Origin of the sequence: Pseudoalteromonas obscura (assembly GCF_030135505.1) — a bacterium.
In the GTDB taxonomy this organism is placed as follows: domain Bacteria; phylum Pseudomonadota; class Gammaproteobacteria; order Enterobacterales; family Alteromonadaceae; genus Pseudoalteromonas; species Pseudoalteromonas obscura.
In genome coordinates, this window is the sequence record NZ_JASJUT010000001.1 from 585,185 (window position 1) to 598,257 (window position 13,073).

Genomic DNA, 13,073 nt, shown 5'->3' on the forward strand with positions numbered 1-13,073 from the left:
GGAGGCATTCTCATGTCATGTTGGATTGATGTAAAATATGCCTTCAGGCTATTACTCAAAAAACCAGCTTTTTCTGCCACTTCAATATTGATTGTGGCTATCGGCTTAGGGTTGACTGTCTATACCTACTCGCTCCTATCACAGCTCATATTTAAACCTTTAACCATGCAAGGCACCACTCCACTTATTGCCATTGAAGGTGAATTCAGAGCAGCCCACGGTCGAGGTCAACTTGCGGATCCCTATCATCTCAGCTTCATCAGTGCGCACTCTAATTTGCTGCACAAAGTGAGCTTATATCGTACCGGTACCACCATAATTAGTGATTTAGGTAACAACATCAGTGCAGAAAAGGTACATGCCAGCTATAACCAATGGAACTTGTTTGAATTGGCTGGTGTTCAACCTATTCTCGGTCGCAGTTTCAATCCATCTGACCAAGAAGCTGGGGCCGAGCCTGTCATTGTGATAAGTCATGAAATTTGGACAAAGTATTTGGCAAAAGACCCAAATATCATCAATGCCAGTATACGCGTAAATGGGATCTCAAAGCGTGTGGTTGGTGTTATGCCTGATGGATTTACATTTCCGGCGATTGCACAAATTTGGGAACCCCTATCTGAAACTCAGCTGGCACCCACCGCGCCATCAGATGCACACACTGATGCCATGAATGCTGTGGCGAGATTAAAACCCGGCATCTCACTTGAGCAACTTCAGTTAGAGGTTAAAAACCTGTTACAGCGTCATTTTCAAACTTTACCTCAAGCATTTGCGTGGCGTGCAAACTCCCCTGGCGGGTATATTCGAGCATTCAATTACAAAGATACTCACGACAGCGTTGCTCAACACAAAACCATCTTTTTCGCCATGCTTATTGTCGTCTCACTGATCTTGTTTTTAACTTGCATCAATGTTGGAAGCTTATTGCTCGCTCGCGTCAATGAAAGGATTAAAGAGGTCGGGGTCCGTATTGCATTAGGCATCCCCAAACAGCGCCTGATACTGCAAATGTTATGGGAAAGCTTGTTTATTTGCTCTATCGGCGGCGTGCTCGCGTGGGGGCTTGCAATGATCAGCGTGCACCTTACCAATGTTGCGTTTGAGCGGCTCTTTGCACTGAGCGGTGACAAACCATTTTGGTGGCATTTAAATTTACACAGTGACGCATTCCTCGTGCTGCTGGTAGCCATTATTTTCATGGTTGCAGTTACCGGTATTATCCCTGCCGTACGCGCATTAAATAGCGATGTAAATGCCATTTTGCGAGATGGCACACGTGGTGCCTTAGGAAAAAAAGCAGGTCGAGCAAATAAACTTCTTGTCGTTACCGAGATTGCCTTATCTTCTGTCGTACTTGTTGTCGCGACGATATTACTCTCTACCAGCTACAACTCACAAAATGCTGACTACGGTGTTGACACAGCTAACCGGCTCTCTGCGCAAATACTATTACCAACCAGCAGTTATCCAAGAAACCCGCGGGACAAACGCAATGACTTTTATTATCAACTAAAAAGTAACCTAGAAAAACACCCAAATATCCAAGGCGTTGCCTATTTTAGCAGTCTACCTGGTACTGGCGGTGGGAGCTCTCACTTTGAAATACAAGGCCGAGAGGCATTAGCCTACAACGAAAATCCAATGTGGAACTTTGAAGCTGTCAGTCGAAACGCATGGGGGGTGGTAGGTATGAAGATCATTGAAGGGCGCGATTTTGATCTGCGCGATCTGGAAAATGGAGGCTCTCCCACCATCATCAACGAATCAATGGCACGAGACCTATTTCCTGAGGGCAATGCTATTGGACAACGAGTACGCACAGTAGATGAAAGTAATTGGCACACAGAATGGCGTACGATTATTGGTATTGTATCCGATAGCATACATGGGCCAACAATGCAGGCGACCAGCGCATGGCATACAGGTTACGGCATAATGGATTTACGCGCTTGGAACATGGAAATAGTTGTGCACTATCGAGGGTCTCAAGCACAAGCTCAGACACTTCTAAAAGAGACTGTGGCAGCGATGGATCTCGATGTCACACTCAACCAAATTCAGCGCTATGACGAGTATATTGCTCAGCCCATGCAGCTTGTCAACGCAGTTAATAGCATATTTTTGTGGTGTGGATCAGTCGCGCTATTTTTAGCAGCCAGTGGCATATTTGCAGTTTCTTCAAATAGCATTGCGCTCAGAAGTCAAGAAATAGCAACACGCAGAGCCTTGGGCGCAAGTAATAGTCGAGTGACTGGTCTGTTTATGAAAGAGGCTGGAATCCAACTCGTTATTGGATTAATTGGCGGAGTTTGTATGTCACTGGTGGTAATGAATCAATTATCACAATCTATGCTGATCAGCAGCGATAGCTATGCCTTGGGAATTTTGGGAATTCCTTTATTTATCACGCTAATGGTATTAACCGCGACCTATATCCCTTGCCGTAAAATTACTTCTCAAGAACCCAGTGAAGGGCTAAGGTAAAGTTAAAGCTTTTATATCCGTCAAAACAGCCTTGATAGCAAGGCTGCTTTTTTTAGGTATATGTACACTAAATAACATACAGCCATTATTACTCAGGGTAAGGCAATAATAGAAGTCGATTAATTACGGTTTTCACGTACCAATTGATCTAAAAAGCGTACACCCCAACCTTGAGACCCTTTAGGCGCGACTGCAATTGGCTTGTTTAACCAATCGACACCCGCAATATCCAAGTGTACCCAAGGCACATCCTTATCGACAAAAGTGGCGACCACGGCGGCGCCAATACTCGCTCCTGGATTACCTGCACCGGAGTTTTTAATGTCTGCGATATCAGACTTTATCTGCTTAAAAAAGTTAGGGTGTAGCGGGAGCGGCCAAACAGCTTCACCACTGGTTTCTCCAATATTCATCATGTCTTGTGCCAGCGACCAATCACGTGTAACAAGCGCAGCATATTCATCACTTAACGCTCTCGCTGCCGAACCGGTTAAAGTCGCAATATTTACCAGCATTCTTGGTTTAAATTCATCTTGCGTATATCGCACTGCGTCAGCTAAAAGTAAACGACCTTCTGCATCAGTGGAAATGATTTCAATGGTAGTACCTTGCATTGTTTTTAAAACATCTCCAGGACGAATTGCATCTTCGGCAGGCATATTCTCGGCAAGAGGCATAACACCAACCAAGTTAACCTTTTCACCGCGACTTGCAACTGCGAGCATTGTGCCTGCAACCGCTGCTGCGCCAGATAAATCAGATTTCATCTGCCACATGCCACTGTTTTTCTTCAGACTGATCCCACCTGTATCAAATGTGATCCCCTTGCCCACCAACGCAATTGGCGCCTCACCTTTCTTACCACCGCGATACTGGATCACTAACATTCTAGGCTCGTGGATAGAGCCTTGTCCTACACCTAAAATTGCCCCCATTTGGTGCTTTTTCATGTCTCTGACTTTTAAAACATCAATGTCGATGTTATCAATGTCGTCAAACGCATCTTTCACCCTATTAACAAAGCTTTGCGGGTAAAGAGATTTACCCGGCTCAGAAGCCATATCTCGAGTTAAATGAACGCCCTGTACCATATATTTCAAGTCAGTGTGGTATTTGCTAGAGGCTGCACTGTAGTTTGCAGTTTGAAATACAAAATCCCGAGGCTGAGTTTGTGCAGTCGCAGCTTTATATTTGTCGAAGTGGTAATCACGAAGTCCCGCCCCCATGGCCATCCAAGCTGCCGGCACGGATACTGATGTATTTAAAGAATCAGCCATCACGGTAAATTGATGTTTACCATTTGCTGGTGTACTTGCCGCAGCGTATCCACCTAAGTCTTGCAGCTGAGATTGAGTCAGTGGACCAGAACCAGTACCTATTACAGTTACCTGCGCAAATGGCGCTAATCCATAAAAAGTCTGAGTTTTGCCAAACTTGCTTTCAAACGCCGCACTATCAATGGCAGCTTTCAATTGCCCATCAGTATGTGCGTTGACTTGTGCAGCCCAACCACTGAGCGAGTTTGTGTCGTTAATAAAAACAATAAGGCGCTTGTTTTGCGCTATATCGAGTTTGGAAAATTGAATTTTAGGCAAAGCTTGTGCTGTACCGACAACAAACATTGCTAACAATGCAACCGTGATTCTTATCATGCTATTAATCCGCTTAGTAAAACCTGCAACACTTTAAAGTGTTGTCTCTAGAACATTCCACCTCAACTAAACCAAGAGTATAGCCAAGGTTTGAAACTCGTGAACTTTACCTTTTATGGTAACAAGTAACCATGTGTAAGCGATGAATAAGAGTAAAAATGCCGTGTATGGATTAGGAACTGATTGTTGTTAGCTATTTGCTCGTTATGCCCGAGTATCGCCATTGTTTTTCGCTTAGCCTAACAACAAAAAATGAGCAGGCCGCACAATGGATAAAGATAACTCTCCAACTTCCGAACCAAAAGCGAATCTACAGAGCAAGCTACACAAGAATTTAAAAACGGTCATGCTAAGTATTCTCGGGGTCGCCGGCGCAGCTATTGTGCCAATATGGCAGATTTATTTTGTCGAAACATCTGAAGTTGTTATTGAGGTTGCATCGATTAACCGAAACGACTCACCTCAATTTAAGGTCTCTCTCGATACTGACGAACTCGCCTTGCTTGAGCCCTATATTCCAGAAAGCCAATTGTATGAATACAATAGACTCGGTGAACGAGGAGACAAAATTGATTATCCAGAATTCTCCATTGGCACTTTATTTTCAGCATATGACAAAGCAAAACAAGATCTAAAAAACATCGCCAATACAAAAGCTAACCTACAAAAGAGCATTGAACGAATAGACGCATATCTAGATCCCAACAATCTAAACTACCCGCTTATCGAGTTTCGTGTTAGCGAACTTAAAAGCTGGGACCTCAGTAATTTTATTGATGATGCAGAAGCCAAATATTTTGAAAACCAAGTGCTGACGATCACGCGTAACTACTCACAAATGGACTTTAACCAAGACTCAGAGCCTAATATCAACCTTGCGGCACTGAAATTTTTACTCAATGAAGTAAAAGAAGACATCACAGATGTTATCGGGGAATCAAGCATGCGTCATGAGAGGCTTAGAGATGATATTCGCAATATTGAAACTCAGTTGCAAAAACTTAAAGCCCAACAAGTAAACCACCATACCTATTTTACTGTTGAAGTTGTCGCCTCCAATGCCGGCAGAGTTAGCACGTCACTGAGACCACTCGCACTGATGCGTGTGCAAATTAGCGACAATAACTATGTTGATATTCGTCTAAAAATGCAAAGGTATACTGAGCAGGCAGAGTTACAACCTTCTTCCACTAATATCCTGCATTTTCGTTCCGGCGAATTAAACTCTTTTCCCAAAGAAGACCAGTCTCTTATAAACACCTTTTGGGGTAGTACCGGCCGTGTGAGGCTATATGCAATGGATACCAAACACAATGTATTTACATCTAATCAGATTGCCTTTGTAGATAACCGGAATCAAAAGTTCATTTTGGATAAGTTAAAAGAAGTGGCGGCAGAAACGGCCCGTTAAAGTGACTTATGACAGCGACTTTAACGTCAAACACGCAGGTTAAAGCCGTACTGTCATAAAACCTTCCTTTGCCGTAAGCACAAGCTTTACGGCGGTTGTATATCAAGCAAGTTATCCCCACCATAACAAATTACCAAATGAGACGTAGCGCCTCATTTTTATCAGGTAATTGCCTACCAAAAAGTCGAGCTATTTTTAGTCCCAAACAAAACGTCATTTGACAGTTGCTGGACTATTGAGCTCGGCCCTTTGCTGCCCTTTTTACAACAATACTGTGGCTCTGTGGATGTCCGGTCGTGCCTACAAACTAACCCTGTTCCGAGTGGCCCTGCTTTTTGGGAAGCCTGTGTAGGGCAAACAGAACAGCACGGCGCAACACATGAGCTACTATCAAAATCATTTTGGGTACAAGAAAAGGCTTGCGCAGGATTGATAAAATCCGCATTTGCGAGCAAGTTAAAAACCTCCTTCAACGCACCTCTTAGCTCTGGTATTGTTAAATTCAAGTACGAGTGTTTGACAAGATTATTAAAAGCAATTGGTTCGTCTTCACTATTAAATTTGGACTCCTCTAAAAAACAATTGTCTTATCAAGTCACGCACTAAGTTCTCTTTTTATTTCAGGTTGTTGGGGGTTATATACTGCACATCTGCTCATTCCTATCACGAACGTAAAATAAACCACCACTTTCACAAATATGCGCATAAAGCATCCTTCGCTTACGAGTAAATCAAATACTCTTTGAAGGTATGGAGATAAAAGTCAAAAATCGATTACAAACCATTGCGCTTTACCTTAATTTATTCCAGTTGAAGAATTCCTTTAAACCTGACAGTCTTAAGAGACTGCCTCCTCCCGTATCACCTTAATGTGTGCTGGAGTGGGCCTATCAAGTAATGAAGGACACGAATTATGACACAAAGCGCTAAAGTAACCTTGATGAACCCTGTGTTGGCAGTTAATGACCTGCAGCTCAGTCTTGAATATTTTCAAAATGCGCTCGGATTCACAGTTACATGGACTTGGGGGGAACCAACTATCAGAGCTGGTGTTGCATTAGATGGTTTCGAACTTCAATTAGACGCATCAGGAGGTGGTCCAACGGGGATTTCCGTCATTTTCTTTCACGTAACAAACTTAGATGAATATTATGAGTCTTGTGTGTCGAACGGAGCTAATATTGAACTTGAGATAGCCGATCGTAGCTTCAATGTTCGAGACTTTAGAGTGCTTGACCCAAGTGGAAATAGATTGGGATTCGGTGCACCACTCAATACAGAGCAGTAACCGTGTTTGAACAGTATCATGTGGCCGATTTACTGCGGCACACTTAAACATATACAGCCTATGCCTTATACATTACTTGGCCCGTTGCTTCCGTCATTGTGGGCTTGCTCCGCAATCCATGTTTTGTAATGGAAGTTGTGGGCCCTGAAACAAGTTCAGAGTGACAGGTTTAGGTTCAGAGTGACGGGTTGGGGTTCAGGGTGACGGATTAACGTTCAGGGCGACTGGTTTAAGTTTAGCGTGACTGGGCGACTTCAGAGTGGCAAGGTGAGTTCAATAAAATCATGTACAAGTCAGCCCTATCCGTCATTGTGGGCTTGCCCCGCAATCCATGTTTTGTATTGAAGTTATGGGCCCTGAATCAAGTTCAGGGTGACAGGTTTAGGTTCAGAGTGACAGGTTTAGGTTCAGAGTGACTGGTTTAGGTTCAGAGTGACTGGCTTAAGTTTATTAGCGTGACTGGCTTAAGTTTAGCGTGACAAGGTTGACTTCAGAGTGGCAGGGTGGCGAGTTTGGGCTCAGGGTGACGTATTAACGTTTAAAGTGGCACCCCGTCTTTAACACTTGTATACCTAATCGAGGATCCCAACAAGCACACCTAACCATTAAACAACGTAGTCTATCTGCTGTACTAACTTTGGTTTACCCTGCTCATCCAAATAAAAGCCTGACTTGCGAATGACACCTTTTAACTCGCCTTCCTCTCTGATGTTGAGTGGTGTGTCGACATTTTGCAGTGAAATAGCCCCAATGTTTGCCTCAGACAGGGACACAAGCTTATCGTCACTTTTGTTTTTCACCCAGACTTTTAAACTTTCAAATACGGTGTCATTTTCATCAATAAACCCGTTACCATCCTCGTCATACTTCGCTAAGTCGGCAAAACCGTTGCCACTCAAAGCACCAAACAACTCTTTTCCATCGTCGATTTTATTATTGTCATTTAAATCAAGTGCTAAAAATCCATAGCCTTTTTTTAAATGGGCCACACTGTCTGCTTTCCCGTCAGCGTCAACATCAAAGTTCATATGCTCTTTATCAAGCTCTACAGCCTTGTTTGTAAAACTGATAATTAGCGGGTCTTTCATATTTACGTCTTCAATAGTGCGTTGATAGCTAGTGTGCGATTGCGCGAAAACAGACTTAAACGCAAAGGATATCTGTTCACCACTTTCAAGTTGGATTTGCCCGCCAGCTTTAAAGATATTAGATTGCTGCTCATGAGTTAAACGCTCAACAATAACGTGGGTTGGCTGATCAGCTTGCGCTGTTACACTTTCTACGCTGTTTACATTCGCTTCTGAATCAGCAATATCTTTGCCAATTGTATCGTCATACCAATCAACCTCTTCACCGGTTAGCTTTTGAACCAACAACTTAAGAATATACATCTTGGCATCACTGTTTATATCAATATCAGCCTTCTCAGCCTCTGTTTGATACAACTGAACTTTCTCTTCTGCCATTTGCGCTCGCGCCTCTACAGGCTGAGATATATCTGTTCGCTTTTCAACAACATGAAGCCGACTTTCATGTTTATTTGCCATTTCGATTTGTGCATTTTCAATTTTCATAGCTCCTCCAAGCCCATCCATGCGCATAGGTTATCGGCCTGAATGAATATTATTTGAGCAATAAAAAGAAATTTAGAAGCGGGTGAATAAGCCAATATGTAGGTTGAAATTTACACACGCACTGCACCTGTAAAACGGTGGTATGGCATGTCTTCGTATTTACGGATCAGCTGATTTAGCTTGCTGTGCATATCGCCAATCGTTAAAAAGTCCCCTTCAGCCCACACTGTGATTGACGTGCATCGTTGACCATTAATTTCAGTATATATAAAGTAAACGTTATTTACGTCCAAGTTGATATGTAGCTCAATAAACCAATCATCATCAACATATAACAACCAAGGTCCAGAACTAGGCGCTTGTTCAATCAATGCGCTCGGGCTCAATGGGTAAAAACTTGCCAACACAGACTCATCTGCTGCATAGAACTCATTTTCTTGGTTGTACTCCAGACTGTGCAAAGCAACCTCTCGAAAGTCGTCTTCAAAACTCACACTGACTAGGGCAAAATAACGCGCCTTGTATAACTCACCGATCCCATCTCGATTAACAGCATTGGTATCAATTTCTGCGTGATAAATGTACTCAGCTTGAGGGTCTGTAATAAATACTTTATCAATTGTCACGACATCAAGACTACCTGGTTCGATGCTAAAAAGTTCAGTAACACTTCTATCACCGGTTGGCTTGTTAGACCTATTTAGATAGACAATGTATAAATAGATACTCACAATTAATATGATCAATATGAATAGATGCACAGCTTTTCCCACAATCACAACTAACGTATAACAAAGCCGGAATTTTAATCAAATGTGAATAGATAAGTCTAGTAACATGCCCTTAAGGCTATCGTAAAGAAAATACTTGTTTGGCCTATTATTAAACATGGAGCATATATAAATTTGAAAATTATACTCCATAGGTGTGAGCCCCAAAGAGGCTCACAATGAGCGGTATGAGTAACTACCTAATAATTACCGAAGCAGGTAAACGAGCATCACAGTCGTATTTAATATCCCCGATGTCGGTTAGCGGTACATTTTTCACACAATAACCATCGGCGTAGTTCGTCGTGCCAAAGTGCGGATTCTTTGCACTTCCAACAATACGGTTAGATGCAAAATGCGTCATGCCGCCATATAGCTGCATCGAAAACTCATAGGTCGGGTGACCTCTACCTGTTTTGTGGCTACTGCGGATCGTTACTTGATTATTGCCTATAAAATGAGGGCCTCTCGCTTGTATCCCTCTAAAGGCTCTTTGTAAATCAATGGTATTGTTAGAAATAACATTCCCTTCGCAAGGGTAAATAAGACAATATGACGATATCGCTGCCCCGGTTGTACCAATTGTTTTATTATTTACAGAGTCACTCAACCCACTCGACATGATCCTGTTACGATGAACGGTAATATTACCTGTTTGGATTTTTATGGCCCTTTTACCAAAGTTATTTATCGTATTGTTGGTCACAACGCCGGGATAACAAGCTGTGTTGCAATGTATATCCTGTAAATGAATCGCATCTGCATCTAAATAACCAAATACATTGTTAATGGTATTGCCAGTTACATTGACTGACCCAATGAAAGAGCCATAAATCACAATCCCTCTATGTGCTAAATGAATTTTTCCAACCAAACTCGTGCCATCGAAGTACTTATCAGCACTTGTATCATATCCTCCAATGTTTTCTATGGTATTGAATAGAATATCAATATTGCCACTATTTTTGATTTGGATCGCACGTGCTGGGTAAATCTCAGTGTAATGACCAACAGATCCGTTTTTAAAATTCGTGCCTAAAAAGTTTCGGATAGAGGCCCTCTCTACCGTAAATCCATTTAAGCCAATGGCCTCTATTCCTTTCGCTGCCCGCGACCTACCATCAATAAGCATATTGTAAACTTTGCTGCCACTGGCATTGTGTGTGAATTTAATCATCGCCGCATTGTCTGCAAATTTAGTTTTGGCATATATGCGTGTATTTTCACCTACCCCCATGATCTCTAGGGGTCTATTGATCCAAAGCGGTTCTGTTAGACCTATTTGTGCCCAGCAAATTTGTATCGCATCAACACTTCTATCAGCAATTAGTTTTCTTAAGGCAACTTCTCTGTACTCATGCCCTTTTTTGAAGTCTGGATCAGCGCACAAGTACGCTATGTTTTTTGCAAAAACATGACCAGACAAAATTAAAAGTAATATTCCAAAACACATTTTTTTCATTTTTTCTCCTTATGAAAATATAAAACTGGGTACACTACTCAATTTTTATACTCTTGAGATACCAAGAACGAAAAACTGATTAAGCCCATTTTTTAGGACTGTGTGCTTGTGTGGGTAACAGGCCGCAGTCCGACAAAGGTCAATCTGATTTACTGCTCAATCAACCTTAAAATTGTTTCCTCTAGGTAAGTTAGATACATATCTAAATAGGTTTCACCATTTTTATCATCTGACAACCAAGGATTCATTAGTGTATGACGTAATACAAACAATGCGTTGTCTTGATATTCAGCCTTTTCAATATCAGTTACAAAAGAGCCTGAGTCTAACCCCAATTTACTGCACAAACTTTGCGCCACTGAGTCATCGATATTTTTTCTAAAAATAGAGGTGTATGAACCAATAAACTCTTTGTTAAACAAGGGAGTCGTTTTCTCAATTTTTATATGCTCGAATACCTTACGGGTAAAATCATTCAATACCCGAGTACTGGTATTTCCAGCAGGGTTTATCGCCAAACAAATCAAATTCGTGTCAGGCTCCATCGGAGTGATGAGCGTTGCCTTGCCTTTTAGCTTGTCACTCAATTCTGATATTTTGTGGTAAAACACTTCGGTCGTCCGTATCGTACTGGCAGGTAATTTGCCAAACTGCTCGGCATTCAATGGCAAAACATTTTGCGCAACATAGCTGGCAGCTGCGGCCGCTCCCGGTTTAGAACCTTCCATTATATACTGCCCGAGTTGGTTTAGTTTTGGCTCAGGCTCCACAAAGCGGTTCTTTTTATCAAAAACATAAGCGGCTTCTTGCACAACAAATCCACACATATTCTTATTTCTGGCTATAAATGCACCACTACCATAAGGCATGTAACCTAGCTTGTGCGGGTCAACGGTGATTGAATCTGTATCTTTCAGTGCTGCAAAGGCATCGTACACTTTGGCAGACGGAAAATGCTCAAATCCGGCTTTGACTTCATCGTGTGAACGCAGATTGTTCTCTTCATTTCTAAATACAGAAGATAAATACCCACCCCATGCGGCGTCTATGTGAATATAGTAATTAAGCGACTCATCACGGATCATTTCCTCGCGTAAGGTGACAATATCGGAAATGGGATCTACTGTGCCGAATTCTGTTGTTCCCAATACACCTATTACGGCCAATACCGTTCGATTTTCAGACTTTGCTTTGAGTAATAGTAATCTCAGTGCCTCAGGATCAAGTCGCATTTTTTCGTCAGTTGGTACATGCCATAAATTTTTACTGCCGATCCCGAGTATTTTCATCGCTTTTACCCAAGAGTAATGAGCTGTTGCTGGGACTAACACTACAGGTTGTTTTAACTCTTTATGCTGCTCGAAGAAGTCGATATGCCCTTGATGTTCAATGCGCTGCTCTCTTAGTAGTTGGATAAGTTCATCGTATTTGTCGTCCCCCATCGCTTTGAGTTGATTCAAACAGTTCACGCGCACTTGTATCACTTCATCTATTGAGAGGTTCATCAAATCCCATGTTGACATATAATGCAATGAGCGCCCTTTTCCATCAATAAAGTCAATATCAGCCAGCTCGCCACAGCGTTTTACGGCAAGTGGATAGTACTTAACAGAGCGAAACATCCAAAGGCTCTGATAGTTAGCCACAGTGCCACCCGAGGTCAAATGTCCCCATGCAACCGAGCCATTATTAGGATCCAAATTGTAGCCAAACATAGCCGCTAGGTTATTACCAACTTCAAGCTCCATTTTAACTGTAACGGGCGCAGCTTCTTCGGTTACATTGTTTGGGTTATACAAAGCTGTTATAAATTGCCCCAACATACCTGGTAACAACACATCTGATGCCATATGGCCAATATATCGAGGATTTGAAAATGGCACTGACTGCTTTAGAGCCGCACTGAGTTTATGCAGCTCCTGTTTAGTTTTAGCCATGGTTTCAAGGTAGTGAGAGGATTGTTTTTCAAGAATTGAAATCGGTGGCAAATCTTCTGGGTGAAAACTGCGCCGCCAATAAACATGATCACGGAAAAATTCTAAAAATATATCTTCAAATTCATGATTGTTTTCACCATAAGAACCAAGGAAATAAGGAGAGAAAAGGCGTATATCCATATTAATTTACTCAAATCTAGATAAAAATAAATCAGCATACCGGAGTATGCCTGACTACCTTTGCGCCGCTACTCCAACACGCTGTTACACTTATGCGTTGCCAAAAACCCAGTCGCCAACTCAATGGCAATACCCAATTTGGCTCCATATAGAATACGTTTCGTAGACTGTGTTATTAATCAGAAAGTTACAGAAGTGATATATATTGAAAGTTAATTTGAGGTAGAACAAGTTTTAAACAAATATTCGTTTTTAATAGCACATGGTTTTGGAATACCTCGAAGAAGCTTCTAGGTATTCCAATACTATTTA

General features: G+C 42.0%; 8 protein-coding genes. 3 read left to right on the plus strand and 5 right to left on the minus strand.

What is annotated here, in order from left to right:
* Positions 1-12 precede the first annotated feature (12 nt).
* A complete protein-coding gene (locus QNM18_RS02495) occupies positions 13-2,487 on the plus strand; it encodes an ABC transporter permease (protein WP_284136210.1) in 2,475 nt (824 codons plus the stop codon).
* A gap of 119 nt (positions 2,488-2,606) precedes the next feature.
* Here QNM18_RS02495 and QNM18_RS02500 read toward each other — a convergent pair whose 3' ends face one another.
* Positions 2,607-4,139 carry a leucyl aminopeptidase gene (locus tag QNM18_RS02500; protein ID WP_284136211.1) on the minus strand — a complete coding sequence of 511 codons (1,533 nt, stop codon included), beginning with the start codon at positions 4,137-4,139 and terminating at the stop codon, positions 2,607-2,609.
* A gap of 268 nt (positions 4,140-4,407) precedes the next feature.
* Between QNM18_RS02500 and QNM18_RS02505 the strand changes: the two genes are divergently transcribed.
* Positions 4,408-5,550, plus strand: coding sequence for a hypothetical protein (locus QNM18_RS02505; RefSeq protein ID WP_284136212.1), 1,143 nt, complete (start codon positions 4,408-4,410; stop codon positions 5,548-5,550).
* Positions 5,551-6,463: 913 nt separating this feature from the next.
* Positions 6,464-6,838, plus strand: a complete 375-nt coding sequence (locus QNM18_RS02510; RefSeq protein WP_284136213.1) for a VOC family protein — start codon at positions 6,464-6,466, stop codon at positions 6,836-6,838.
* A 605-nt stretch (positions 6,839-7,443) separates the two neighbouring features.
* Here QNM18_RS02510 and QNM18_RS02515 read toward each other — a convergent pair.
* The 4 genes from QNM18_RS02515 to QNM18_RS02530 all read right to left on the minus strand — a co-directional run bounded on the left by QNM18_RS02515 (position 7,444) and on the right by QNM18_RS02530 (position 12,761).
* Positions 7,444-8,412 carry a hypothetical protein gene (locus tag QNM18_RS02515; protein ID WP_284136214.1) on the minus strand — a complete coding sequence of 323 codons (969 nt, stop codon included), beginning with the start codon at positions 8,410-8,412 and terminating at the stop codon, positions 7,444-7,446.
* Positions 8,413-8,522: 110 nt separating this feature from the next.
* The gene (locus QNM18_RS02520; protein WP_284136215.1) at positions 8,523-9,173 is read right to left on the minus strand and encodes a hypothetical protein; all 651 of its coding nucleotides are present in this window, start codon (positions 9,171-9,173) and stop codon (positions 8,523-8,525) included.
* A 205-nt stretch (positions 9,174-9,378) separates the two neighbouring features.
* Entirely contained in the window at positions 9,379-10,644 is a 1,266-nt protein-coding gene (locus QNM18_RS02525) for a hypothetical protein (protein WP_284136216.1), read from the minus strand.
* Between the two features lie 149 nt (positions 10,645-10,793).
* On the minus strand, positions 10,794-12,761 hold the full coding sequence (locus tag QNM18_RS02530) for a pyridoxal phosphate-dependent decarboxylase family protein (protein ID WP_284136217.1): 1,968 nt from the start codon (positions 12,759-12,761) through the stop codon (positions 10,794-10,796).
* Between the last annotated feature and the right edge of the window lie 312 nt (positions 12,762-13,073).

Bases quoted from the DNA above. Each gene is read 5' to 3' on its own strand.
- QNM18_RS02500 (WP_284136211.1), bottom strand. From the start codon at position 4,139: ATGATAAGAATCACGGTTGCATTGTTAGCAATGTTTGTTGTCGGTACA.
- QNM18_RS02495 (WP_284136210.1), top strand. From the start codon at position 13: ATGTCATGTTGGATTGATGTAAAATATGCCTTCAGGCTATTACTCAAA.
- QNM18_RS02530 (WP_284136217.1), bottom strand. From the start codon at position 12,761: ATGGATATACGCCTTTTCTCTCCTTATTTCCTTGGTTCTTATGGTGAA.
- QNM18_RS02505 (WP_284136212.1), top strand. From the start codon at position 4,408: ATGGATAAAGATAACTCTCCAACTTCCGAACCAAAAGCGAATCTACAG.
- QNM18_RS02515 (WP_284136214.1), bottom strand. From the start codon at position 8,412: ATGAAAATTGAAAATGCACAAATCGAAATGGCAAATAAACATGAAAGT.
- QNM18_RS02510 (WP_284136213.1), top strand. From the start codon at position 6,464: ATGACACAAAGCGCTAAAGTAACCTTGATGAACCCTGTGTTGGCAGTT.
- QNM18_RS02525 (WP_284136216.1), bottom strand. From the start codon at position 10,644: ATGAAAAAAATGTGTTTTGGAATATTACTTTTAATTTTGTCTGGTCAT.